Genomic DNA, 24,955 nt, shown 5'->3' with positions numbered 1-24,955 from the left:
CGTCCAGGCTATTGCTGAACGAACTTCGTCGGTATAACCTCGAGCCCACAATACCGACCATTTTCGTTCAGTAATGGCCGGGCCGGCGGAACCCAGGAGAGGCCATGGCTTTCGTGGACGGCTTGCGCGTGCTCGATCTCAGTGACGAACGGGGTCTGCTCGCGGGCAGGATCCTCGCCGACCTCGGCGCGGACGTGGTCCAGGTCGAACCTCCATCGGGCAGCAGTGCCCGGCGGAGGGCGCCGCACCTGCGGGCTCCCGGCGGTTCACCACGGCCCGATGCCTCCTACGTGTGGGAGGCCTACGCCGCGAACAAGCGGGGCATCGTGGCCGACCCCGGCACCCCGGAAGGCCGGGATCTGGTCCGCAGGCTCGCCGCGGTCGCGGACGTCGTGATCGAGACCGACGGCCCCGCTGTGCAGGGCCCGCGCGGTCTCGACGCCGGCGATCTCCGCGCGCTCAACCCCGGGCTGGTCTACGCGTCGGTGACGGCGTTCGGGCGGACCGGGCCGAAAGCCGGTTACCACGCCGCCGACCTCGTGCTCTGGGCGGCCGGCGGCCCGTTGGACGAACACCGCGACGGTGATCGCCCGCCCGTGCGGATCTCACTGCCGCAGGCGTTCCTGCACGCCGCGGCCGACGCGGCGGCGGGAATCCTGCTCGCCCTCCGGGAGCGGGACACCAGCGGCGCCGGGCAGCTCGTCGACGTGTCCGCGCAGGCGTCGCTCGGCGCGGCGACGCTCGGCCGCGTCCTCGCCGACGCGGTGGGCGACGTCAACCAGGACATGGCCGCCGGGCAGACGCTCGGCGCGGCCCGCGTCGACCAGTCGGGCAGCGGCAGCGGCACCGAAGCCGCGTTGAAGAAGTGGGAGTGCCGGGACGGTCTGGTCGAGTTCCACATCGGCGTCGGCCCGGCCTCGGGCGGGTTCACGAACAACTTCCTGCGCTGGATGGCCGCCGAAGGCGCACCGGTGGAGCGCTTCGCGGAGCTGGACTTCCGGACGGTGCCCGGGCTCATCGAGTCCGGCGAGTTCACCGATGCCGACACGGCCGAGTTGCGCTCCGCCGTGGCGAAGCACCTGGCCACGAAGACGAAGGCCGAGATCATCGAGGCGGCCATGGCGTACAAGCTGTTGTGCGTCCCGATCTTCGACACCACCGACGTGCTCACCAGTCCGCAGCTGGCGGCGCGCGGGTTCTTCCGCACCGTCGGTGAGGGAGAGCGTGCCCGCACGCTGCCGGGTCCGTTCGCCCGCACCGACGCCGACGGGTGCACGCTGACGCGGCCGGCCCCGGCGCTGGGGGAGCACACGCGTGAAGTCCTCGACGAGTGGCTGTCCGCGCCGCAACGCCCGGCGCCCAGGGCCGTCGCGGGGACCCGGCGTCTTCCGCTGGAGGGGCTCAAGGTCCTCGACTTCAGCTGGGTGGTCGCCGGTCCGGTCGTCGGCCGCGCACTGGCCGACTTCGGGGCCACCGTCGTCCGCGTCGAATCCTCGACCAGGATCGAGACCGCCCGGCTGATGCCGCCCTTCCACGGCGGCGTCTTCGGGCCCGAGAACTCGGCCCTCTACGGCACCTGGAACGCCGGGAAGCTCGGGGTGACCCTGGATCTGCGGTCGGACTCCGGGCGCGCGGTCGCGCGCGACCTGGCCCGGTGGGCCGACGTGGTGATCGAGTCCTTCTCGCCCGGTCTGATGCGCCGCTGGGCGCTGGACCACGAAACCCTGCGCGCGGAGCAGCCGGGGCTGATCATGGTCAGCACCTCGATCAACGGGCAGACCGGACCGTGGTCGTCGCTGGCGGGCTACGGCAACATCGGCGCTTCGCTGTCGGGGTACCAGTCGATCGTCGGGTGGCCCGACCGGCCCCCGTTCGGGCCCTACGGCCCCTACACCGACTACGTCGGCCCGCGGTTCTCCCTGGTCGCCCTGCTCGCGGCGCTGCGCCGCCGGGACGCCACCGGAGAAGGGTGCTACCTCGACGTGTCCCAGGTCGAGGCCGGTGTGTGGTTCCAGGCGCCGGAGATCGCCGACAACGCCGACAACGGCACCGTCGTGGCGCGAATGGGGAACGCCGACCGGGAACACGCGCCGCACGGAGTCTTCCCGGCCCTGCCCGACGAGCACGCCTACCAGGGACGCCGGTACGTGGCGATCGCGGTGACCACCGACGCGCAGTGGCGGGCGCTCGCCGCGGCGATCGGCAGGCCGGACCTCGTCGGCGATCCCGAGCTCGGTTCCGCCGCCGGACGGCTCGCCCGCGCCGCTGAGCTGGAGGAGGCGGTCGCGGAGTGGACGAGCACCCGGTACGCCGCCGACGTCGAAGCGGCCCTGCAAGCGGCAGGCGTACCCGCCCACGTGTCCGCGTCCAGCGCGGACTTCTGCTCGGATCCCCAGCTGGCACACCGCGGCCACCTCGTGCGGCTGCCCCATCCGCTGCACGGGGAGACGACCGTGGAAGGGCCGCGGTACCTGTTGTCCGAGACACCCGGTGTGGTGCGGTGTGCCGCCCCGACCTTCGGGCAGGACAACGAAAAGGTGCTCGGGGAGCTGCTCGGCTACGACGACGAAAGGATCAAGGCACTCGTGGAACAAGGAGTCATGCGATGAGCGCCGACGACGAGCGGCCCGGCTGGGTCAGCGCCTGGGACACCATGGTCGCCCTGGTCGGTACCGACCTGTCCGACGGCAGCATCACCTGGGGAGCCGACGCCGTCGAGCCCGGGACGATCCGCCGCTACTGCGAACCCCTCGAGCTGGGCAGTCCGGTCCACTACGACGAGGAGGCGGCGCGCGCCGCCGGGTACGACGGGGTGGTCGCGCCGAGCAGCGCCGTCCTGATGTACACGATCCCGGCGATGTGGGCGCCGGGCGAGGCGACGCTGTTCGACTCGGCGGACCCGGACGCGCAGCCCGCCCGCTCGCCCATCAACAACGACGACCCGGGACCTGCGCCGCGCACCACGGGGTTCTTCGCCACGGACATCGAAATCGACTTCCTCCGGCCGGTGGTGGTGGGTGAGCGCCTCGGCACCCGGGGCCGGCGGTTGCTGTCGTGCGTGCCCAAGGAGACCCGGGTCGGGCGGGGCGCGTTCAGCACGTTCGAGTCGGAGATCGTGTCCGACGCCGGTGACGTGGTGGCGCGGATGCGCACCGGCACCTACGCCTACGACCCGCACCCGGCGGGGAAGGAGCAGTCGTGAGCACACCGACCGTCCCGGACACCCGGTACGCCGAGGACGTGCGGGTGGGGGAGGAGCTGCCGCCGGTCGCGTTCCCGCTCCCGCTCTACCGCCTCGTCATGGAGGCCGGCGCCAACCGGGACTTCAACTCCATCCACCACAACCGCGAGTACGCCCGGGCCACGGGCGCGCCGGACGCCTACGCGAACACCCTGTTCCTGATGGGGATGTGGGAACGCTGCGTGCGTGACTGGGCCGGCCCTCGGGCGCGCATCCTGGCGCTGAAGGGGTTCCGCATGGGCCGGTTCAACCTCGTGGGGACGACCACGCGGGTCACCGGCACCGTCACCGGGGCCGACCCGGCCACCGGGGAGGTCACCGTCCGCATGGCCTGCGAGGACGACGACGGCGTGACTGTGGGCCCCGGCGCGGTGGTCGTGCGGCTGCCGCGGCGCGCGGACCTGGACTGACGCCCGGCGCCCGCCGGGTCAGCCGAGCAACGGCAGGTCGTCGCCGTCCGGGCTCAGTGCGGCGACGACCGCGTCGATGGCCGCGCGATGGACGCAGTCGCGCCCGCGCCAGGCGAGTCCGATCTCGAACCGGATCTCGCCGTCCGCGACCGGATAGGTGCGCAGCCGGTCCAGGTCGAGGAACCGGGCCGTCGGCAGGTCGTCGCTGAGCATGGCGAGCATCAGTTCACCCGTGCGCGCCATCCGTCCTTCGAGGCCGATGACGTCGCGCAGGTCGATCTCGGCGATGGACTCCACGCCGGCACGGGTGAGGGCGTCGAGCATGGCCTTCATCGGCGCGGGCTGCATCGCCAGCGGGAACGACAGCAGCTTCCGGCCGCGCAGGTCCGACAGCCGGAGGGGACGGCCCGTGGGCAGATCGGGGTCGCCCGCGGCGGCGACCGAGTAGCGGTAGCGGGCCAGGCCCGCCGTGGCAACGCCGCGGGCCGTGACCGGGAGGTGCACGAGTGCCAGGTCCAGCTCGCCGTGGCGCAGTGACTCGATGAGCACCGATGAGACGTCGGAGCTGAACTCGGGGGTGCCCGCCGACCGCTCCGCCGCGGACTCCATGAGCTGCCGGGTCAGCCGTTTCGACGTCCACGGCGTCGCGCCGATGCGCAGTGGTGCCTCCTCGCCCGCCGCGAAACGTTCGGCTTCGTCCGCCTGGGCGAGGATCTCCACCGCCAGCGGCAGGAACTCCTCGGCGAACGGGGTGCGCTCGAACCGGTGGTACCTGCGGAGGAACAGCTCCCGGCCGAGGTGGCGTTCCAGCTCGCGGATGGTGCGGCTCAGCGGTGAGGAGGTGACGTTCAGGCACTCGGCCGCCGCGGCGATGGTGCCGGTGCGCGAAACCGTGACGAAAGCTCTCAGCTGTGACAGCTCCACGTTGCCACTCTAGGCGCCTGCGCCCTCGTCGCTCCACACCGATCTCGTCCGGAGCACATTGCCGAAATTGGCCGGTGCTCCCGTCGCCGGGCGCAGCGTTCGCGGGGCCATCTTTGCGCTGTGCCGGGCGGGAACAGGTGACCACAGTGGAAGGGAGCGCCGGCGGGAACCAGCGGCGACAGCGGCACACGAAGGAGTGAACCATGTCTCGGGACAACGACGTCACGACCGGCCGTCCGCTGAGCGGCGTCCGCGTCGTGGATGCGGTCGACGGACCGCTGCAGACGGTCGGCCGCGTCCTGGCCGACCTCGGCGCCGAGGTCCTGCGGGTCGAACCACCGGGCGGCTCGCCCGCTCGCCGGTCCGGTGTCGTCCACAACGGACAGAGCTTGACGTTCCTGGTGCGCAACTCCGGCAAGAAGAAGGTCGTCCTGGACCTGGACACGGCCGGGGGACGTGCGGAGTTCGCCGAACTGGCGGCCTCGGCGGATGTCGTCCTGCGGGACCGGCCGCGCACCGGTGACCTGGCCGCGGAACGGCTCCGCGACCGCAACTCGCGGCTGGTCGTGGTCGAGATGACCGACTTCGGCACCTACGGCGAACGCGCGGGCTGGGTCGCGACGCCGGATGTGCACGCGGCGCTGAGCACCGTGCTGGCCCGGTCCGGTCTGCCGGAGGTCACCGAGCCGCTGCTGCCACCGGAGTTCCTGCTGTACGAGTCCGCGGCGGTGCAGGCGGTGTGGGTCGTGCTGCTGGAGCTGGCGCACGTGCGAGCCACCGGCGAGGGGGATGTCGCGGACTTCTCGGTGCAGGAGGCGCTGATCCAGATCTTGGATCCGGTGTTCGGCGTGGGCGGCAGCGCCCGCGCCGGGGTGCCGTTGAGCGAGCTGCCCCGGGGGCGTCCCGACGCGCGCCACCTGTACCCGATCTTCGCCGCGCGGGACGGGATGGTGCGCATCTGCGTCCTGTCGAAGCGCCAGTGGCGCGGCATGTTCGAGTGGCTCGGCAGGCCGGCGGAGTTCGACGACCCGAAGTACGACAACACGACGACGCGGTTCGGGGCCGCGGCCCGGCTGTACCCGCTGATCGGGCAGCTGTTCGCCGGGCTCACCATGGCAGAGGCAGTGGAGCAGGGGCAGCAGCACGGGGTACCGACAGCGGCGCTCGCGAGCGCCCAGGAGGTTCTCGCCGAGGAAGCCTTCCGTGAGAACGGCTCCTTCGCCGAGAACACTGTGGACGGTGCGCCCGCCGTGGTGCACTCGGGCTGGTTCGAGATCGACGACCGCCGGCTCCCGGCCCAGGCCGGTGACGTTCCGTCCGCGCACACCGGGGTCACCACGCTCCCGGACGCGCGTCCGGGGCGGCTGCCCTTCGAGGGCCTGCGCGTCCTCGATCTCGGGGTCATCGTCGTCGGCGCCGAGCTGGGGCGGCTGTTCGCGGACTACGGCGCCGACGTGATCAAGGTCGAGTCGTCGGCGTTTCCCGATGGGGCCCGGCAGACCCCCGGCGGGGAGGCCATCTCCGAGGCGGCCAGCTGGGGCCTGCGCAACAAGCGCAGTCTGGGCCTCAACCTGCGCAGCGAGGACGGCAAGCGGGTGTTCGCCGACCTGGTCCGCCGCTCCGACGTGGTACTGACCAACTTCAAGCCGGGGACGCTGGCCTCGCTCGGGTTCGACATGGACACCCTGCGCTCGCTGAACCCCGGTATCATCCTGTCGGAGTCGAGCGCGTTCGGGAACCACGGCCCGTGGAGCAGGCGGCTGGGGTACGGGCCGCTGGTGCGGGCCAGTGCGGGGCTGTCGAAGCTGTGGTCCTACCCGGACGAGGCCGACGGCTACAGCGACGCGATCACGATCTTCCCCGACCACGTGGTCGCCCGTCTGAACGCGGCGGCGATCGTGGCGCTGCTGATCCGCCGCGACCGGACCGGCGCCGGGGGTCGGGTGAGCACCGCGCAGGTCGACGCGATCTTCGGGGCGATGGCGGACCTGCTGCTGGCCGAATCGCTCGCTCCTGGGGCCGGGCCACGCATCGAGGGCAACGACCGGGGCGGCGATGCGTTCCGCGGGATTTTCCCCGCGGCCGGTGACGACGAGTGGCTCGTCGTCGACGCCCAGGGAGACGAGCGGTTCGCCGCGGTGGCGAGGGCCATCGGCCGGCCGGACCTCATCGACGACGAGGGGTGCGCGACGGCGCCCCAGCGCTGGGAGCGCAGGCACGAGCTGCGGGGACTGCTGGCGCAGTGGTGCCGGGCCAAAGACCCGCGCGACGCTGCGGCCGAGTTGCAGGCCGTGGGCGTGCCCGCCGGAGCGATGCTGCGCGTCGACGACCTGCGCGCGGACGCGCACCTGCGTTCCCGGAAGGTGTTCGGCCAGCTGGTCCAGCCGCAGCTGCCCGCCCCGCTGGTCACGAACCTCGGCGAGGCGCGGACCCGGACGCTGGGCGAGCCGCGGCTGGGTCCCGCGCCGCTGGCGGCCGAGCACACCCGGCAGGTCCTGCGCGAGGTCCTCGACCTGAGCGACGACGAGATCCAGCGCCTGCTCGACGCGGGCGCGATCGAGGAAAACGCGGCCGTATCGCCCGAACGGACACCGGTGCGGTGATGCCCCGGATCGCACTGGACGACGTGGAGCTGTTCTATACCGACGAGGGGAGCGGACCCGCGGCGCTGCTGCTGCACGGCTGGTCGTGCGACTCGCACGACTGGTCGTGGCAGGTGCCCGCCCTGCTCGCCGCCGGCTACCGGGTGATCGCGCCGGATCACCGGGGCCACGGCCGCTCGTCCGCCCCCGAAGGCTCCTACCGCCCGCAGGTCCTCGCCGACGACGCGGCGGCGCTGCTGCGCGCACTGGAGGTCGAGCGGGCGGTGGTGGTGGGCCACTCGATGGGCACGGTCGTGGCCTCCGCGCTGTCGGTCCGCCACCCCGGCCTGGTCCAGGCGCTGGTTCTGGTCGACCCCGTGTACAACGCCTCCGACGAGCACCTCGCCCCCGTGCTCGCGGCGATGCGCGGTCCGGACCCGGTGGGAACCGCCGCCGGCATGTTCGCGGCGGGCTTCTACACCGAGGCGACACCGCCGTTCCTGAAGACCTGGCACATCCGGCGCCTGCTGGGCGTGCCGGCGCACGTGGTGTCCGGGTGCCTGCTCGGGCTCTACGAGGGCGACGAGGGAATCGGCCGTGCGGTGGTGGCTGCCGACTACCTCCGGCGGCGATCCCATCCCCGCCTGGCGGTGTACGCGAGCGGGGAAGCGTCCACGCTGGAGCGTTCGCTGCCGGCCGGTCACCGGGACGAGGTGCACGTCTGGGAAGGCGCGGGCCACTTCCTGCACCAGGAGCGTCCCGAGGAGTTCAACCGGCTGATGCTCGACTGGCTCAGCCGTGGTGAGGAAGGGAAGTGAACGACTGTGGGCAGCTTCGACACTGAGCCCGAACACATCGCCATCGGGGGCGACGGGGCCGTACTCGCCGAGAAGCGGGGGCACGTGCTGCTGGTGACGTTGAACCGGCCGGAAGCACGCAACGCCGTCAACCGGGCCGTCACCGTCGGCGTCGGGGAGGCACTGGACTACGCCGAGGACACCACCGACGTGTGGTGCGTGATCATCACCGGTGCGGGGGACCGGGCGTTCTGCGCGGGCGCGGATCTGAAAGCCGCGGCGGCCGGTGAGCTCGGTGGCGACGACGAACGCCTGCGGCGCTGGGGGTTCGCGGGATACGTGACACACCACGTCTCGAAGCCGACGATCGCCGCGGTGAACGGGTTCGCCCTCGGTGGCGGCACGGAGATCACGCTCGCCAGCGACCTCGCCGTGGCGGCGGACAGCGCGACGTTCGGGCTGCCGGAGGTGAAGCGCGGCATCTTCGCGGGAGCCGGCGGCGCCTTCCGGCTGCCGCGGCAGATCCCGGACAAGATCGCGATGGAGGTCATGCTCACCGGTGAGCCGCTGTCCGCGCACCGCGCGCGGGAGCTCGGTCTGGTCAACCAGGTGGTGCCGCTGGACGACCTGCTGCCGGCGGCGTTCGCCCTGGCCGACCGGATCCTGGCGAATGCACCGGTCGCGGTCCAGGTGACCAAACGGATCGCCAAGGGCATCACCGACGGCAAGGTCGCCGCCGAGGAGGCCGACTGGGCGCGCAGCGCGGCCGAGGGAGCCCATCTGATGACCACACAGGACGCCCGGGAAGGCATGCGCGCCTTCGCGGAGAAGCGCCAACCGCGCTGGGAAGGGAAGTGACCATGACTGTGCGGACCGCGATCGCCGGTCTCGGCATGAGCGAGATCGGCAAGGTCTACGGCTACACGGCGAGCGAGTTCGCCTCGATCGCCGTGCGCGACGCCGTCGCCGACGCCGGGCTGGAACTGGGCGACCTCGACGGCCTCATCGTCTCGAGCGGCCTCGGCAGCGGTGTCGACCTGGGCCTGCAGGGCATGCTGGGCCTGACGGACCTGAACCTGCTCACGTCCATGCAGGGCTACGGGTCCACCGCGGCGCAGATGGTGCAGTACGCCTCGATGGCGATCCGGTCGGGGATGGCGAACACGATCGCCGTCGTGTGGGCCGACGACCCGCTCAAGGAGAACGTCGGAGCGGGTGCGGCCTACCGGAGCGCCGCGTCGCTGCCCACCGGATGGCGCGGGATGATGGCGGCGGGCGGGCTGTCCAGCGCGAACACCTACTACGCGCTCGCCGCGCGGCGGCACATGCAGAAGTACGGCACCACCAACGACCACCTGGGTGCGATCGCGGTGGCGCAGCGGCAGTGGGCCACGATGAACCCGCTGGCACAGATGCGCAAGCCCATCACGCTGGCGGACTACCACGCCTCGCGCTGGATCTCCGAACCGTTCCACCTGCTCGACTGCTGCCTGGTCTCCAACGGCGGCATCGCGCTCGTGATCACGTCGCTGGACCGCGCTCGCACGCTCAAGCAGCCACCCGTCGAGGTGCTCGGCTGGGCCCAGACCCATCCCGGTCGCACCGGCGTGCGCAACGAGGACTTCGGCCTCGTCAGCGGCGCCGCGCGCTCGGGACCGGCGGCGCTGCGGATGGCCGACACGAAACTGGACGAGATCGACGTGGTCGAGGTGTACGACTGCTACACCTTCACCGCGCTGATCACACTGGAGGACTACGGGTTCTGCGAGAAGGGCGAAGGCGGGCCCTTTCTGGCGGAGCCGGGCACGCTCGGCCCGAACGGGAAGCTGAAGGTGAACACCGGCGGCGGTGAGCTGTCGTCGTACTACCTGTGGGGGATGACCCCACTGTCCGAGGCCGTCATCCAGACCCGGGGCCAGGCGGGGGAGCGGCAAGTCGCCCGGCACGACCGGGTGCTGGTGTCCGGCAACGGCGGCACCCTCGACCACCACGCCACCCTCGTGCTGGGCACCGTCTAGAAAGGACTGAGTGGAATGGCACTTTTCCCAGTGCGCCGGGACGCGGCGACAGCCGAGTTCTTCGACGGCACCGCGCGCGGCGAGTTCCTGCTGGTACGCGACACCACCACCGGTGAGATCCTCGACCCGCGCACCGACACCGCCTTCGACAGGGCTCGTTTCGAGCACGTGCCGGCCTCGGGCGAAGGGACCGTCGTGACGTGGTCGGTGCCCCACACCAGGACACCCGACGGCGGCACCCGTCGTTCCGTGGTGGGCATCGTCGAGCTCGCGGAAGGCCCGTGGTGGTGGACCGAGCTGCGCGGGTTCGACCCGGACGACGACCTCGCCGGGGCCCGGGTGAGGGTACGGTTCGAGAAGTCCGGCGACGGCGAGCACGACGAGACGGTGCCGTACTTCGCCAAGGTGGAGTAGCCGGGTCGCGGTACGAGGAGGCGCTTGTGGACGTTCGGCACCTGCGGTACTTCGTCGAGGTCGCCAGGGCGGGCACCGTCGCCGCGGCCAGCGTCAGCCTCTCGATGGAGGCCAGTCCGCTGTCGCGGCGCATCCGCGACCTGGAACGGCACCTGGGCGCGCCGTTGTTCGTGCGGGGCGGCCGTCGTCTCGACCTGACCGAGGCGGGACGTCGGCTGCTGCCGCTCGCCGAGGAGGTGCTGAGCGCCTTCGACCGCGTCGAAGCACTCCGCACCGCAACCCGGGCCGTGCCGTTCCGGGTGGGGCTCGTGCCCGGGATCAGCGCCACCGTGACCAGGGTTCTCGAGGACGTTCTCGGGCGGCTGCGCCCCGGGGCCGAGCTGGAGTTCCTGCCGGCCAGCTCGCCCGTGCAGAACCGGAAGGTGCTCGATCAGCAGCTCGACATCGCGACCGTGCGCGTCGTGGTGTCCGATGAACGGCTGGGAAGCGTGCCGATCGGCTTGGAGGAGATCGAGGTGCTCGCCGGCCCGCAAGCCGGGGCGCGGTTTCCCGGGCACCGGCTGTCCGCGGGCGCCCTCGAGGGCTGGACACTGCTCACCTCGTATCCGTTGAACTTCAGCGCCGATCTCGACCGCTTCCTGGTCGAGCAGCGGATCACCGATGTCCGCGTGGTGCCGCGAGCCGACGCCAACGCGCTCGCCGTGCTGGCGCAGCACGGCGAGCGGGTGACGCTGAACCTCGTGGGAACGCCGCGACCAACGAGCGCGTCGCTCGTGCGGCTCGTGACCGAGCGCCCGATCCTCGCGGCCACCCACCTGGTGTGGCGGCGTGACCGCGTCGACCTCGACGACATCGTCCGCGCGGTGCGCGAGCGCGTGCCGGCCGAGCCGGACCGTTTCGGTCCGGCTCGGCGACCCAGCTGATCGTGGTTTCACCGGCTCCCGCTGATTAGCGTTTTCCGTGCACACCACGGACGCAAGGGAGTGAACGCGTGACCACGACGATGGACCAGGCACCGGCGGACAGCGGCGGGAGGCCGGGCGGCAGGCACCGGCTGAGCCCGCTGTTCGAGCCGCGGTCGGTGGCGCTGGTGGGCGCGAGTGACCGGAACGCGTGGTCGGGCCTGGTCGAGCACGCGTTGCGCGCCTACGGCTTCGATGGCGAGGTCTTCTACGTCAACCCCCGAGGCGGCACGGCACACGGGCACGAACTGGCCGTCAGCCTGTCCAGCCTGCCCCGGACACCCGATCTCGTGTACGTGATGGTGCCCGCGGCCAGGGTGTACGGGGTGCTGGAGGAGGCCGCTTCCCTGGGCGTTCCGGCGGCGGAGGTGCTCAGCTCCGGTTTCGCCGAGGTCGGTTCGGAGGGGCTTGCGCTGCAGAACGCGATCGGCGAGCTCGCGAGCAGGACCGGCATGGCCGTCCTGGGACCGAACAACCTCGGTTTCGCCAATGTTCGCGCCGGAATCGGTCTCACCCCGATGGGCCAGGAGGCACCGCTGCGCCCCGGCTCGGTGGGAATCGTCTCGCAGAGCGGCAACCTGGGCGGCCAACTGTCCACCTTGGCACGCCAGTTCGACGTCGGGGTCAGCGTCGTGGTCAGCACGGGCAACGAGGTCGACGTCACAGCGGGTGACGTGATCGACTACCTGGTCGACGATCCGGGGACCGCTGCCATCGGGGTGTTCCTCGAGACGATCCGTCGACCCGACGACTTCCGGGCGGCCTGTCTGCGCGCGCACGCGGCGGGCAAGCTCGTCGTGGTGCTGAAGGCCGGCCGGAGCGAAGCTGCCGCGCGCAGCGCCATGGCGCACACCGGTTCGCTCGTCGGTGACGACGCCGTGATCGACGCCGCGCTCACCGCCGCAGGCGTGGTCCGCGTCGACACGCTCGAGGATCTCCTCGCCACGGCCGACATCTTCACGAGGGTCGGCCCGATCCGGGGCAACCGAGTGGGTGTCACCTCCATCTCGGGCGGCGCGGGAGACATCGCCGGGGACCTGGCAGAGTCGCTCGGGCTCGAGCTGCCGCAGATCACACCCGCGACGGCCGCCGGGCTCGCCGAGGTGCTGCCTTCCTACGGCACCGCCCAGAACCCGCTCGACGTCACCGGCGCCGCGGTCGCCGACCGCGAGCTGTTCGGCCAGGGGCTCGCGCTGGTGTCCGCCGACCCGAACATCGACGTGTCCATCGCCATCACCGAAGCCGACCACATGGCGGCCACCCCCGAGGACGGCATGCTCGCCGGCCTGCTGACGGCCGCGGCGAACTCGCCCGTCCCGGCCCTGCTGGTGAGCACGACGGTGCGCGCCTATTCCGACACGACCCTGCGCCTCAGGCGGGAACACCCGATGCCCGCCGTCGCCTGGGGACTCGACCGCGTGCTGACCGCTGTGTCCCTGCTCGCCCGCCACGCGCGTGTGCACCTGCTGGACACCACAGCCGACGCCCGGCCGCTCGACATCACCGGTCTCGGCCCTGCCACCGGCACCTGGTCGGAATCCCGCAGCCGCGCACTGCTCGAACGCGAGGGTGTGCCGGTGGTTCCGGCGACCGTCGTTCCCGACGGTGCGACCGCGGCGGGACTGGTCGCGGGCTCGGCCGACCGGTACGCGCTGAAGATCGTCTCGCCCGACATCGCCCACAAGTCCGATGTCGGCGGCGTCGTGCTCGGCGTGGCGGCGGCGGACGTGCCCGCGCACGTCGACGCGCTGCTCACGCACGTCGCGGCCGCGGTTCCCGGCGCGTCTCTGGACGGTGTGTTGGTGAGCCCGATGCGCGAGGGCGGGCTGGAGTTCCTCGTCGGCGTCGTGCGGGATCCGGACTGGGGTGCGGTGCTGGCGGTCGGCATGGGCGGTGTGTGGACCGAGACGCTGCGGGACGTACGCAGGATCGCGTTGCCCGCCGACCGGGACACCGTCCGCGACGCCATCCTGGACCTGAAGGCCGCGCCCCTGCTGCAGGGCGCCCGCGGCAGCGCCCCGATCGACGTCGACCGGCTCGCGGACGTCGTCTGGCGCATCGGCGACACCGCCCGGCGCCTCGGTCCGGACCTCGCCGCGCTGGAGGTGAACCCGCTGCGTGTCGCGGCGGACGGCATCGAAGCGCTCGACGCACTGGTCGTATGGAACGACTGACCCCTCCCGCACCCCCTACAACGATGTAAGGAGCGCACTGTGTCCACCGTTCCCACCCATGCGCCGGACGCGGATTCCCGACGGAGGGCCCGCATCAACCAGCTGCTCGACGACGCACCCCGCGTCGGGCAGAGCGCGCTGGCGACGTTCGGCCTCCTGCTGACCTACCTGTTCGCCAACTACGACATCAGCGTCGTCACGATCACGTTCCCGTCGATCTCGAAGGCACTGGGGCTGGCGGTCACCGACCTGTCCTGGCCGGTGACCGCCAACCTGGTCGGGTACGCGATCGGGGCGTACGCCCTGGGCCACCTCGCCGACCGGCGGGGACGCCTGGCCGGCCTGCGGGGCACGGTCGTCATGCTCGGGCTGAGCGGGTTCCTGACCGCCCTGTCCTGGGACCTGTGGTCCTTCACGGTGTTCCGGTTCCTGTGCGGGTGCGGTATGGGCGCGGTGCTGGCGCTCGCCTCGGCCTACGTCGGGGAGCTGGCGCCGAAGAACCGCCGCGGCCGGTACCTGACGACGATCTACCTGATGCAGGCGGTCCTGCTCACGCTGATCGGGTTCGGGTCGCTGCCGGTGCTCGACCTCGGACCGGGCGGCTGGCGGATCCTCATCGCCTTCGGCGGCGTGGTCCTGGTCGTGCTGTTCCTGCTGAACGACCGCGTCATCCCGGAATCACCCCGCTGGCTCGCGGCACGCGGTCATCTCGACCGGGCCGAGCGGATCACCGAGCGTCTGGCGGCGCGCTCCTACCGGCACGCGCAGCTGCCGCCGGAGGGGCCGATCACGGCGGCGGAGCCCGTCCAGGACGTCCGCACGCCGCTGGCGGAGCTGCTGCGGCGCCCGATGCTGGGCCGGGTCGCGCTGATCACCGGTTTCTGGTTCTTCTTCTACGTCGGGTTCTACGGGTTCAGCGCCTACCAGCCGCTGCTGCTGGAGGGACTCGGCGCGCAGCCGACGCAGGCCCTCTGGCTCACCGTCATCGGCCGGATCTCCGGGATCTTGTCCTGCCTGCTGCTCTTCGGTGCCATCGAGCGCGTCGAACGGCGCACGATCATCGTGCTCTCCGCGGGCATGACACTGGCGAGCTACCTGCTGCTGGTCGCCGGATCGGGAGCTGCGGTGCTGGTGGTGGCGAACCTGCTGTTCACCTTCGCCATCGGCATCATGGTGCCTCCGGCGTTCACCTACACCGCCGAGATCTTCCCGACCCAGGCCCGCGGCACGGCCGCCGCGATCGGTGACGGAGTGGGACACCTCGGGGGCGCGGTGGCGCCGTTCGTGGTCCTGCCGGTGCTCTCCGCCGCCGGCGCGCACTGGGCGATGTGGACGATCATCGCGACGATGGTGGTCGCGACCGTGTCCGTCGCGCTGGGCCCGCGCACGAAGGACCGATCACTCGCCGAGATCTCGGTCGGGTAGGACAGCAATGGCAATGAGGTGAAGGGCGTGGTCGTCGGCGCCGGCGGCGACCCGCAAGACGAGGTTCGCCTACCACGCGCCACGACCGGACCTGGTGGTGATCGAGTCAGGTTTCGTTTCTGGCCCGCGTGCGGTGCTGGGCGGCGCGCTGGCGTCGGAGCGGGTGGCTTGCGGCGGCGGGCGAGGATCGGCCGATGAAGGATCACGTGAATGCCGCGCCCGCGCGCTCGCAACCGGTGGGGTGAGGGCGAGCAGTTGCGGACGGAGATCCTGCAGGCCGCCAGCCGGTTGTTGTCGAGTATCGAGGACGAGGACGCGCCGTGGTCCGCGACATCGCTCGCGCGGTGGGGATCGCACCGGTCAGCATCTACCAGCATTTCGCCGGCCGCGCCGAGGTCGTGCGCGGCCTGTTGCGGTTCGACTTCGCGCGGTTGCGAACGCCCTTGCGATCGAGAACCCGGGCCACTGCGGCCTGATGCTCAACAGCGGTACCGAACGGACGGAACTGCCGTCGGATGTGCTTTGCCAGGCCAGGCCGATCTGGAACCGCAGCTGTCCCTCGGCGACCGGAGACGTCCGCAGACCGAGAATCCGGGCCGTCGGCATGTCCCGTCTCCGCTCGCCGTGGCAGCCGCACCATCCGTGGCGGTGTATTGACTCCCCGCTGCACCAGCCGGCTGGCAAGGTCGGCAGCGCTGTCCGATGGCCGTTCAGGGCCGTCACCGGGCACCCAGGTTGCCGTGGAACGCTTCGGTCACCCTCCGAAGTGCCTTACCTGCCGCCGATCGTCCGGTCCTCCTGAGCGACGGCGGCCAGTTTGCGCATCAGTGGCAGGGTGACGTGCATCGAGAGCCGGAGCGCCGTCTTGTCGGACTCGGGCAGTGCGCCGAGTAGTTCGGCGAGCCGCTCGTGACGTCTTTGGCGCCGGTCCTCGAGGAGCGCGCGGCCCGAGTCGGTGAGGGTCACGAGTGAGGCGCGCCCGTCGCTGGGGTCGTCGACCCGGGTCACGTAGCCCTGCCGTTGCAGGCGTTGCACGAGCTGACTCATCGAGGGCTGGCTGACGCGCTCCGCCGCGGCCAGTGCCGTGAGCCGGAGTGCGCCCTCGCGGTGGAGGCGTGCCAGACAGGTTGTGGCCGTCACGGACAAACCTTCTCGGTCAGCGAGGTGATGCACGACCAGGCGGGCCATCTCGTCGAGCGCGTCCGCGATGTCGTCCACGGACCATTTGTATCACGGGTGGATGTAGCTAGCCGAAGAACTGATCAACACAACCGATCTTTTCGGGCAAGAAGGTGACTTTCTCCACTCTCGGTTCCGAAACTACATAGTTAGCATGTACAACTATAGCGTGAGGAACAGCGCCCTGCAGGTCTCCGAGGAGCTCGACGACGTTGTCGCTGACCTCCTGCTCTGCGTGCGCGGGCAGCACGGCGAGCTGAGCCCGACCGCGGCCGCCGTCTTCGGACGCCTGGCCCGCGTGGGACCTGACCTGGCCACGTACGCCTGCCTCAGCCGGCCGGCCACGAGCGCGTTGGTCGCGCGCCTGTGCGGTCAAGAGCTGGTGCGGCGCGAACGCGACTCGGCCGACAAGCGCGCGGTCGTGCTCAGCGCCACCCCAGCCGGCGCCCGGCTGGTGGACTGCCGGCGCACTGAACGCGCGGCCCGCCTGGCCCGAGCGTCGCCGGGTTGTCCGGGAAAGATCTGCGCGCCATCGCGGCGGCGATGCCCGCGCTCAACCGTCTGATCGGCGAGCTGCGCCGGTCCCGACCCCCCAACCGGAGGACGCCAGATGAGCTCAGCTCAGGGCACCAGTATCTTCAAACAGCCGAAAGCCGTCTTCGCCGTCGCCTTCGCCTGTGTCGTCAGTTTCATGGGCATCGGGCTCGTCGACCCGATCCTGCCCGCGCTTTCCGAGCAGTTGCACGCCAGCCCGAGTCAGGTCAGCCTGCTGTTCACCAGCTATCTGGTGGTGACGGCCGTGGCCATGCTCGGTACCGGGTGGGTGTCGAGCCGGATCGGTCCGAAGTGGACACTTATCGCAGGGCTCGTGCTGATCGTGGTGTTCTCCGCGGCGGCCGGATTCTCGGATTCGATCGGCGGCATCGTCGGCTTCCGAGCCGGCTGGGGGCTGGGCAACGCGTTGTTCATCGCCACTTCGCTGGCGGTCATCGTCGCGTCGGCGACGGGCGGGTTCGCCGGCGCGATCGTGCTGTACGAAGCCGCGCTCGGCCTGGGCATCGCGGCCGGGCCGCTGCTCGGCGGCCTGCTGGGGGACATCAGCTGGCGCGGTCCGTTCTTCGGGGTCGCCGTCCTGATGGCCATCGCCCTGCTCGCGACGGTGACCCTGCTCGACAAGACCCCGAAGCCGGCGCACAAGACCTCGATCGCCGCGCCGCTGCTCGCCCTGCGGCACCGCAGCCTGCTGGTCATGAGCCTCACCGCCCTGCTCTACAACTGGGGCTTCTTCACCATGCTCGGCTACGCGCCCTACCCGATGAAGCTGAACGCCATCCAGCTCGGGTTCGTGTTCTTCGGCTGGGGCCTGCTCGTCGCGATCTTCGCCGTGTTCGGCGCGCCGCGGCTGCAGAACCGGTTCGGCACCGCGCCGTCGCTGTACGGCGCGCTCGGGTTCTTCGCGGTCCTGCTGGTGCTGATCGGGTTCTTCACCGGCAACAGGTGGCTCGTGATCGTGTGCGTGGTCGCCTCGGGGATCGTGGTGGGCATCAACAACACGCTGACCACCCAGGCCGTCATGCTCGTGTCTCCGGTCGAACGGCCGGTCGCGTCCGCCGCGTACGGGTTCGTGCGCTTCATCGGTGGCGGGCTCGCCCCGTTCGTAGCGGGCAAGATGGTCGATGCCTGGAACATCCACGTTCCGTTCGTGGTCGGCGCGGTCGCGGTCGTCCTGGGCATTGTCGCGCTCGCCACCGGGCACCGTCAGCTCAGTGCGGCGGACAAGAAAATGGCCACGGGGGACGAGAGCGCCGAGCCCACCGAAGAGGAGATCGCGGGCGAGGTGGCCGACGAATTCGGCGGCGCGCCGGGCGCGATCGACGACGAGTTGCACCACGAGCACGCCCGGCACCAGGCGCATCCGGCATCCTGAATCGGGCTCTCCGACCACGGCGTCGTCCGGCAGGCCAGAACCCGCCGGACGACGCCGTTTCCATGCGGGGCCGGGCGGGCTCAGCCCAGGAAGGGCAGATCGCGGCCAACCGGGATCACGTCGAGGACGATGGCCTCGATCAGCGTGCGGTGCACGGCATCGCGGGCGTGCCAGGCCGAGCCGATCTCGAAGCGGATCTCGTCATCGGCGAGCGGCTCCGTGCGGATGCGCTGCAGGTCCAGGAAGCGGGCAGAGGGCAGGTCGTCCCCGAGTGCGGTGAGGATGAGCTCCCCGCTGCGAGCCGACCTTCCCTCGACGGTGACCACGCGGAGATCGATCTCTGTCACGGACTCGACCCCGCTGCAGTGCAGAGCGTCGAGCAGTCTGCACATCGGTTCCGGCTGCATCCTCAGTGGAGAGGTCAACAGGCTGCGTCCGCGCAGGTCCGAGAAGCGCAGCGGACGGCCCTCCGGCAACCCGGCGCCGCCGGCCGAGGCGATCGAATAGCGGTACCGGGCCAGCCCCGGCGACGCGACACCGGGAACGGCACGGGAAGGTGGACCAGGGCAAGGTCGAGCTCCCCGTGCCGCAGCTGTGACAGCTCCACGCTGCTGCCACTCAAGCCTCCCGTCGCGGCCGGTTCGGGACGCATCAAGACCGCCACACATTGCGCGGATTGACCGGTGCCCCGGTCGCGGTGCGCACCGTCCGAGCCCCTTCTTGGTGCTGTGCCAACGGGAAGCATGTGTCCACAGTGGAATAATGAGGAGCTCGTGGAACGAAGGCGGCACCGGCGGCCCACATGGAGTGGAGTCATGTCCCTGCGCGCTGCCTGGAGGCTGTCGTGCCCCGTCGATGCTCCCCAGTTGCACGTCGACCAGGGGCGGCGGGGCCCAGCAGTAGTCACTGCCGTAGAGCAGTTTGCCAGCGCCGAACGCCGCCGGTCATTTGATGGCACCGCCGGCGTCGACGGGTAGAGCGATCCCGGTGATGTAGCGGGACTCGTCGGAGGCGAGGAAGAGTACAGCGTTGCTGATGTCTTCCGGTTCGAGGTAGGGGACCGGCATCAGGTTGAGGGTTTGCAGTGCTGCCGCGGCTTCGTCCAGGGTCGGGTTCTTCAGGTCGGGGCGGAAGGCGCGGACGGTGGCGTCGTTGACGATCATCGGTGTCCGTACGTTGGACGGGTGGATGCTGTTGACGCGGATGTGGTGCGGGGCCAGTTCGTGGGCGTAGGCGCGGACCATGCCGACCAGGCCGTGTTTGGCTTCGGTGTATCCGCCTCCGGCGCCGAGCGCGCGCAGGCCGGCCAGTGAGCTGGTGATGATCACCGAGCCGCCGGGGCCGTTGTCGATGAGAGGTTGCTTGGTGAGTTCGATGGTGCGGTACACGCCGGTGAGGTTGATGTCGACGACCTGCTCGAAGAGGCGGACGCGTTCGTTGACGTCGGAGATGGGCTCGCCGATGGGGCCGGTGATCCCGGCGTTGGCGCAGACGATGTCGATGTGTCCCAGCTCGGCGAGTCCTTCCGTGACGGCGGCCGCCAGGGATGCGGTGTCGCGGACGTCGGCCTGTACGGCGACGATGCGCCGGCCGAGTTCCTCGACCTGGCGGACGGTCTTGGCGAGATCGGCTTCGGTGGCCAGCGGGTAAGGCACACCGTCGATCTGGGCGCAGATGTCCACGGCGACGATGTCGGCGCCTTCCGCCGCCAGGCGCACGGCGTGCGACCTGCCTTGTCCCCGTGCGGCTCCGGTGATGAACGCGACCTTGCCTTCGACCCGTCCGGCCATGTGACCCCTTCTCCTTCTCGCCCGTGGTGAAAAAAACCCGCATTCATGGCTATCACAAAGTGCACTCTGTTGCTAGTGGTCCGATCGCACCGAGTCTCGCGACTACTCGCGGGTTGCGCGCACCGCGCGAGGTCCGCACCTTCGACGAGTGGCCGACAGGTGCGGACGCACGACATGTGCGCTTGTTGAGATTTACGTTTATCTGTGGCGGCGCTTCATGTGCGCGGGCGCAGTACCGCCTCGATGGCGGCCTGGCTGATCGCGTTGCCGGAATTCGGCCGGTTTTGAATCCGCGTCCCACGTGATGTCCACACCAGTCCGGTTCTCGCTCACAGTGTCTTTCTGACGCCGGGGTTGGGATAATTGAGTATGCGTTATTGATGCGGGTGCCGCAGGGGTGACACGGCCCCGGAGATCTGTGCCGACCAGGTGTAGTGGGTCCGCGACGACGGGCGCCACGTCGGCGCGGGGAAAGATCGCGAGGGGCCCACGGCTGACGATTCCCTCTCGGGCACGGCTAGCCGGGCACCTGCCCGCGTGCACGGCGGCCGAGTCGGCGTGATCAGCGGCTTCGGACGACTTCGGTCCAGGGCGTGTTCTTCGCGATCAGTGCCCTGGCCTGGTGCGTGGCACGGATCTTGTTGACACCGACCGCCGCACGCACCACGCCGTTTCTGTTGTAGAGCGCCAGCAGCGAACGCTCGTCAATGCCGCCCTCGGTCACCGCGAAGCCCTCCGCCCCACGGGAGAGCCCGTAGATCTGGATCTTCAGATCGTACTGATCGGACCAGATGTAGGGGATCGGCGTGAAGGGCTTGCGTTCGTCACCGGCGAGGATGTTCCGGGCCACGGCCATGCCCTGTTCGACCGCGTTGGTCCGGTGTTCGATGCGCAGCCGCTCGCCGAAGCCGATGTGCTCCCAGGAAGCCACGTCCCCCGCGGCCCAGACGCCCGGCGCGGCCTGGCAGTACCGGTCGCACACCACACCGTTCCCGGTTCCGACCCCACTGCCGGCCAGCCAGTCCACATTGGGCACCGACCCGATCGCCACAAGCACCGCGTCGGCGTGGACGTCCCTGCCGTCGGCCAGTCGTACTCCCCGGGTGCGGCCGCCGTCGACTCGGAGTTCCCGCACCCCGGTCCCCGCGAGGATCTTCACCCCGTGCGCCATGTGCACGTCCACCAGCATCGAGCCGAGCTCCGGCCCGAGCACGTCGGCGAGCGGAGCCGGGATGTCCGACACCAGTGTCGCTTCCGTACCCCCGAGCGTGGCGACGGAGGCGGCCTCCGCGCCGAGGAAGCCGGCTCCGACGACGACCAGGCGCTTGGACGTCTGCAGCTGCACCCGGAGCGCCAGGGCGTCGTCGAGCGTGCGCAGGACGTGCACCCCGGCAATTCCCTCGGCTCCCGGTAAGCACCGCGCACGGGCGCCGGTGGCGATGACCAGCTCGTCGTAGTCCACTGCGGTCTCGTCGGACAACCGGACCCGGCGTGCCTGGTCATCCAGCCCGGTCGCGCGCACGCCGAGGCGCAGGTCCAGGCCCAGCGCGTCGATCGCGGACGGTTCGCGCAGCGATGCCCGTTCACGCGGCCATTTGCCCGACAGGATCTCCTTCGACAGCGGCGGCCGGTCGTACGGGAGGTGCTTTTCCTCGCCGATCATCGTGATGCGGCCGGTGAATCCCTCGCGACGCAGCGTTTCCGCGACCGAGAGCCCGGCCACCGAGGCGCCGGCGATCACTACACTCTCCGGAGTCTTCATCGCTCGTGTCGACCCGCGCCGACGCATTTTTCCTGGTCCACTTCGATTTTCATGACGCCCCTTTCCGGGTTACCAGGTGACAGGCAGTTCGTGGACGGTTCCGGCGCGCCGACTTCCCGGACGGAGCGGACCTGATGCGCCTGTCCCCACCATGCCGCGATTCAGGAGACCGGCTTCGGTTGGGGCGGGCGCCAGAACGCCGCGAGCTGTCCGGCGGCGCTCGCCAGCCCCAGCCCTGCGGCCGCTGCGGCGACCAGGCCACCGCGCAGCTTCCGGTCGAGTCCCAGCGCGCGATCGACGCTGAACCGGCCGGGTCCGAGCCCGGCCAACGCCACCGAGGCCGCGGCGAGGTTCAGAACGTATTCGTAGCCTTCGGCGGTGATGAAGAACCCGTTGGGAGCGTGCACGGTCTTCGCCGCGACACCCATGGTGCCGACCACAGCGGCTGCTGCGAGCGGCGTGCCCGCTCCGGCGAGCAACGCCGCGCCTGCGCCGGTCTCGACCACCGCGCTGGCCACCGCCTGCACCATGGGCCGGCGGAAGCCGATCGAACCGAACCAGCCTGCCGTGCCTTCCAGACCGCGGCCGTGCTTGAGCCCGTGGGCGATCATCGTTCCGCCGACCACTCCACGCAGGAGCAGGCGGGCCACCTCCCTTCCGGCCGCTCCGTCACGTCTCTTGCTGCGCACAGCGTTCTCCTCCCGGTTGCCTTGCGTGTCTGGTCCAGATGCCCATATCGGACGTCGCGATGCGCTCGACCCGCGGTCAGCGGTAACGGCTCGCGATGGCGGTGATGGCCGCGAGGGTGGGCAGCCACCGGTTCCGGGGATCCGGTGGCGTCACCCAGCGACTCGGCCTATCCACGGTGCCCGCCGCGGGCAAGGGGATCGACGCCGGGCAGCTCAGCACCTCCATGGTGGACGGCGGGACGTGACACCCCGGTACGTCGTCGTTCGGGTCGGCGAGGAACACCCAGCGCCGTTCGCGGGTCAGCTCCAGAGCCGGTGCGGGCTGATCACACCCGCTGAGCGCCCTCACCACCAGTGGGCCGAGGTAGGCGGGCACGGACGCGCCGACGACGCCGTTGCCCGTGCGCAGCCACGGCTGCCCGTCCCGCCATTCGACCTCCCAGCCGAGCAATGTGCGGTAGGCGCTGGGGGGCCACGGCGTCCGCCGCTCGACGGTCTCGGCGGTCATTTCGCGCTCGTGCCGTGAGCGCGGCCGCCCTTGCGGAACCTGGCCGCCCGCTCGGCGAACTCGGGCCCGGTGAGCAGCGTCCCTTGCACCGCACCCAGTGTGGCCAGCTCTTGGCCGAGCCCATCGGCGATGGTGCGCCGCAGCGCTGCCTTGCTGCGGGCCAGCGCGACCGGCGGCAACGCCGCCAGCTGCTTGCCGAGCTCGAACGCGCGGGCCATGAGCTCGTGCGGCTCGGCCACCTCGTGCACGAGGTTCCACCGCTCCGCGGTGACCGCGTCGATCGTGCGGCCGGTGAGCACCAGTTCGGTCGCACGGGCGCCGCCGGTGAGGCGCGTGAGCCACTGCGCCCCGCCCATGCCGGGAACGAGTCCGACGTTGATCCAGGAGCTGGCGAACTGGGCCGAGGACGCGGCGATGCGGAAGTCGCACACGGCCGCGAGGTCGAGCCCCGCGCCGAGCGCGGCCCCGTTCACCGCCGCGATCACCGGGACCGGGGACTCCGAGATCGCCGACACCAGCCGGTGGAACCGGCCGTAGATGGACTCGCTCACCGCCAGTGCGCCCTCATCGGCCACCGCCGAGAGATCCGTGAGGTCGCCACCCGCGCAGAAGACCGGCGGGGCGCCGGTGATCACGATTGCCCGCGCCGCCCTGGCGGGAGCGGTCTCGATCACGTCGCCGAGCGCGGTGACGAGCGCGACCGTCAGCGCGTTGCGGCGAGCCGGCCGGTTCAGGGTGACGACCAGGGTGTCGTCCACGCGCTCGGTCAGCAGGTGGTCGGCTTCGTCCAGCATTGGCCCTCCCTGACGGTCAGTTCAATCACTGTATAAGTGTACAACAAGTCAGTGTGCCCGGCCGAGCTGGTTGTGCCGCGTGTAGATCTCCGTCGCGGTACGGGCGATGTCCTCGGGGACCTGCGGCAGCGGCACCGGGCCGGCGTCCCGGCTCGGCAGCGCGATGGTCGCGGTGGCCGGGCAGGTGACCTCGCCGCGCTGGGACGTTCCGCGCAGCTCGACGTCCACGACGCGGCGTGGGCCGTCCTGCCGCTTGCCGACGATCTCACCGGTGAAGATGTGCGTGTCGCCGATGTAGTTGAACTTCCGCATCTGGCTGGACTGGCGCAGCAACCAGGCGTCGTCGCCCATCCAGTCGGTGAGGTAGTGGGAGAGCCAGCAGTCCCGCAGCACGCCGTAGTCGTAAGCCATCGGGACTCCGATCGACTGCGCCCACTCGGTGTCCCAGTGCACCCGCTGCACTACGTCGGGCACGCCCTGGGCGTTGTTCACGTAGAACGCCGGGATCCGCTTCCGGTTCTGGTAGCCGAGCCGTGCCGCGCTCGGGGCGTACGGGGTGAAGCCGTAGCCGCCGGCGTGGAACAGGATCAGGTCGGTGCCCGTCAGCGGTCCCTTGACCATCTTGCCGAGGGAGTCGCCGACGTGGACGTCCTCCCAATACCGGGGTTTGTCCCCGCGGGGGCCTTCGGCGGCGTAGATCTCGTCGATCTCGGCGATGTCCTCGGGGGTGTAGGTCGCGGGCTTGATCTCGTCGTACTTGCCCGTCTTCTTCGCCTTCTCGCGGTCGGTGTGGATCGCGATGACGCGGGCGATCGAGACCACCTCCCCGCGCTGGTTCATCCGCACGTGGCGCCGGGTGATGATGACCGACCGCCCGGCGAACTCCGAGGCCTTGACCTCGACGTTCTCGAAGCCTTGGAACGTGTGCAGCCGGTCGCCGGGGAACACCGGCCGGAACCACTCCCAGCTGCTGCCCGAGACGAACACGTGGATGCCGCGGAACGACGGCCGCCTGCGGTCGGCGGGAAGGGGGTCGGCCCGTAGTGCCTCGTTCACGGCGACGCCCGTCATGGGTGCCGCGATCTGGGCGCCCCAGCGCGTACCCGCGCCGTACTCGGCGTCGGTGTACAGCGGGTTGTCGTCACCGTAGCCTCGAGCGAAGTTGCGCAGCACGTCCGGTGTGGCCGTCGCGAAGTGCTCGCGCTGAGTCGTCGCGTAGTAGAACCCGACGAGGTCCTTCGCGCGGGTGATGTCCTCTTCGCGGATGCGATCCGGTTGCTGGGAGGCCTCCGTGGCCGGGCTGGTGCTCATCGCCGCTCCAGTGTCGTCGAGGGGTAGCTGTTCCGGCGCCAGCGCGGT

23 protein-coding genes are annotated in these 24,955 nt (G+C 70.8%); 14 read left to right on the top strand and 9 right to left on the bottom strand.

Going from position 1 to position 24,955, the window contains the following annotated elements:
• The first annotated feature begins 104 nt into the window (after positions 1 to 104).
• Genes FB470_RS33730 through FB470_RS33720 form a run of 3 tightly spaced genes read left to right on the top strand, consistent with a single transcriptional unit; the run spans position 105 to position 3,651 of the window.
• The gene (locus tag FB470_RS33730) at positions 105 to 2,609 is read left to right on the top strand and encodes a CaiB/BaiF CoA-transferase family protein (RefSeq protein ID WP_306998241.1); all 2,505 of its coding nucleotides are present in this window, start codon (positions 105 to 107) and stop codon (positions 2,607 to 2,609) included.
• A complete protein-coding gene (locus tag FB470_RS33725) occupies positions 2,606 to 3,202 on the top strand; it encodes an FAS1-like dehydratase domain-containing protein (protein WP_306998239.1) in 597 nt (198 codons plus the stop codon). Before FB470_RS33730 ends, FB470_RS33725 begins: the two co-directional genes overlap by 4 nt.
• A complete protein-coding gene (locus tag FB470_RS33720) occupies positions 3,199 to 3,651 on the top strand; it encodes a hotdog family protein (protein ID WP_306998237.1) in 453 nt (150 codons plus the stop codon). Before FB470_RS33725 ends, FB470_RS33720 begins: the two co-directional genes overlap by 4 nt.
• A gap of 18 nt (positions 3,652 to 3,669) precedes the next feature.
• On the opposite strand, the gene FB470_RS33715 is transcribed toward FB470_RS33720, so the two are convergent.
• A complete protein-coding gene (locus tag FB470_RS33715) occupies positions 3,670 to 4,575 on the bottom strand; it encodes a LysR family transcriptional regulator (RefSeq protein ID WP_306998235.1) in 906 nt (301 codons plus the stop codon).
• Positions 4,576 to 4,778: 203 nt separating this feature from the next.
• Between FB470_RS33715 and FB470_RS33710 the strand changes: the two genes are divergently transcribed.
• From FB470_RS33710 to FB470_RS33670, 9 genes are all read left to right on the top strand, one after another.
• A complete protein-coding gene (locus FB470_RS33710; protein ID WP_306998233.1) occupies positions 4,779 to 7,178 on the top strand; it encodes a CaiB/BaiF CoA-transferase family protein in 2,400 nt (799 codons plus the stop codon).
• Entirely contained in the window at positions 7,178 to 7,975 is a 798-nt protein-coding gene (locus FB470_RS33705; protein ID WP_306998232.1) for an alpha/beta fold hydrolase, read from the top strand. The genes FB470_RS33710 and FB470_RS33705 overlap by 1 nt, the downstream gene beginning before the upstream one ends.
• A gap of 6 nt (positions 7,976 to 7,981) precedes the next feature.
• A complete protein-coding gene (locus tag FB470_RS33700; RefSeq protein ID WP_306998230.1) occupies positions 7,982 to 8,812 on the top strand; it encodes a crotonase/enoyl-CoA hydratase family protein in 831 nt (276 codons plus the stop codon).
• 2 nt (positions 8,813 to 8,814) lie between these two features.
• Positions 8,815 to 9,972, top strand: coding sequence for a thiolase family protein (locus FB470_RS33695; protein WP_306998228.1), 1,158 nt, complete (start codon positions 8,815 to 8,817; stop codon positions 9,970 to 9,972).
• A 15-nt stretch (positions 9,973 to 9,987) separates the two neighbouring features.
• Positions 9,988 to 10,386: a Zn-ribbon domain-containing OB-fold protein gene (locus FB470_RS33690; RefSeq protein ID WP_306998226.1), complete on the top strand. Its 399-nt coding sequence runs from the start codon at positions 9,988 to 9,990 to the stop codon at positions 10,384 to 10,386.
• Between the two features lie 26 nt (positions 10,387 to 10,412).
• The gene (locus FB470_RS33685) at positions 10,413 to 11,309 is read left to right on the top strand and encodes a LysR family transcriptional regulator (protein ID WP_306998223.1); all 897 of its coding nucleotides are present in this window, start codon (positions 10,413 to 10,415) and stop codon (positions 11,307 to 11,309) included.
• 68 nt (positions 11,310 to 11,377) lie between these two features.
• Positions 11,378 to 13,522: an acetate--CoA ligase family protein gene (locus FB470_RS33680; RefSeq protein ID WP_306998221.1), complete on the top strand. Its 2,145-nt coding sequence runs from the start codon at positions 11,378 to 11,380 to the stop codon at positions 13,520 to 13,522.
• Positions 13,523 to 13,561: 39 nt separating this feature from the next.
• On the top strand, positions 13,562 to 14,947 hold the full coding sequence (locus tag FB470_RS33675) for an MFS transporter (RefSeq protein ID WP_306998220.1): 1,386 nt from the start codon (positions 13,562 to 13,564) through the stop codon (positions 14,945 to 14,947).
• 320 nt (positions 14,948 to 15,267) lie between these two features.
• Complete coding sequence (locus FB470_RS33670) at positions 15,268 to 15,423, top strand: TetR family transcriptional regulator (RefSeq protein ID WP_306998218.1); 156 nt, start codon at positions 15,268 to 15,270, stop codon at positions 15,421 to 15,423.
• A 295-nt stretch (positions 15,424 to 15,718) separates the two neighbouring features.
• On the opposite strand, the gene FB470_RS33665 is transcribed toward FB470_RS33670, so the two are convergent.
• Positions 15,719 to 16,165 carry a MarR family winged helix-turn-helix transcriptional regulator gene (locus FB470_RS33665; protein WP_306998215.1) on the bottom strand — a complete coding sequence of 149 codons (447 nt, stop codon included), beginning with the start codon at positions 16,163 to 16,165 and terminating at the stop codon, positions 15,719 to 15,721.
• Between the two features lie 130 nt (positions 16,166 to 16,295).
• Here FB470_RS33665 and FB470_RS33660 point away from each other — a divergent pair, with 130 nt between their 5' ends.
• Together FB470_RS33660 and FB470_RS33655 are read left to right on the top strand one after the other, a co-directional pair.
• Positions 16,296 to 16,691 (top strand): MarR family winged helix-turn-helix transcriptional regulator, encoded by a 396-nt coding sequence (locus tag FB470_RS33660; protein WP_306998213.1) that lies wholly within the window; start codon positions 16,296 to 16,298, stop codon positions 16,689 to 16,691.
• Between the two features lie 45 nt (positions 16,692 to 16,736).
• The gene (locus tag FB470_RS33655; protein WP_306998212.1) at positions 16,737 to 18,053 is read left to right on the top strand and encodes an MFS transporter; all 1,317 of its coding nucleotides are present in this window, start codon (positions 16,737 to 16,739) and stop codon (positions 18,051 to 18,053) included.
• Positions 18,054 to 18,133: 80 nt separating this feature from the next.
• Here FB470_RS33655 and FB470_RS33650 read toward each other — a convergent pair whose 3' ends face one another.
• From FB470_RS33650 to FB470_RS33620, 7 genes are all read right to left on the bottom strand, one after another.
• Positions 18,134 to 18,400, bottom strand: a complete 267-nt coding sequence (locus FB470_RS33650; protein WP_306998210.1) for a hypothetical protein — start codon at positions 18,398 to 18,400, stop codon at positions 18,134 to 18,136.
• A 597-nt stretch (positions 18,401 to 18,997) separates the two neighbouring features.
• The gene (locus tag FB470_RS33645; RefSeq protein WP_306998209.1) at positions 18,998 to 19,843 is read right to left on the bottom strand and encodes a mycofactocin-coupled SDR family oxidoreductase; all 846 of its coding nucleotides are present in this window, start codon (positions 19,841 to 19,843) and stop codon (positions 18,998 to 19,000) included.
• Positions 19,844 to 20,405: 562 nt separating this feature from the next.
• Complete coding sequence (locus FB470_RS33640; RefSeq protein ID WP_306998208.1) at positions 20,406 to 21,605, bottom strand: NAD(P)/FAD-dependent oxidoreductase; 1,200 nt, start codon at positions 21,603 to 21,605, stop codon at positions 20,406 to 20,408.
• Between the two features lie 161 nt (positions 21,606 to 21,766).
• Positions 21,767 to 22,255 (bottom strand): DoxX family protein, encoded by a 489-nt coding sequence (locus tag FB470_RS33635; RefSeq protein WP_306998206.1) that lies wholly within the window; start codon positions 22,253 to 22,255, stop codon positions 21,767 to 21,769.
• Positions 22,256 to 22,370: 115 nt separating this feature from the next.
• On the bottom strand, positions 22,371 to 22,802 hold the full coding sequence (locus tag FB470_RS33630; protein ID WP_306998205.1) for a hypothetical protein: 432 nt from the start codon (positions 22,800 to 22,802) through the stop codon (positions 22,371 to 22,373).
• Entirely contained in the window at positions 22,799 to 23,596 is a 798-nt protein-coding gene (locus FB470_RS33625; protein WP_306998203.1) for an enoyl-CoA hydratase/isomerase family protein, read from the bottom strand. The genes FB470_RS33630 and FB470_RS33625 overlap by 4 nt, the downstream gene beginning before the upstream one ends.
• Before the next feature lie 48 nt (positions 23,597 to 23,644).
• A complete protein-coding gene (locus tag FB470_RS33620; protein WP_306998201.1) occupies positions 23,645 to 24,907 on the bottom strand; it encodes an FAS1-like dehydratase domain-containing protein in 1,263 nt (420 codons plus the stop codon).
• Positions 24,908 to 24,955: the final 48 nt, after the last annotated feature.

The organism is Amycolatopsis thermophila (genome assembly GCF_030814215.1).
Lineage (GTDB): Bacteria > Actinomycetota > Actinomycetes > Mycobacteriales > Pseudonocardiaceae > Amycolatopsis_E > Amycolatopsis_E thermophila.
The sequence above is the reverse complement of the archived record's forward strand: the minus strand, read 5'-3'. Positions and strand labels throughout refer to the sequence as shown.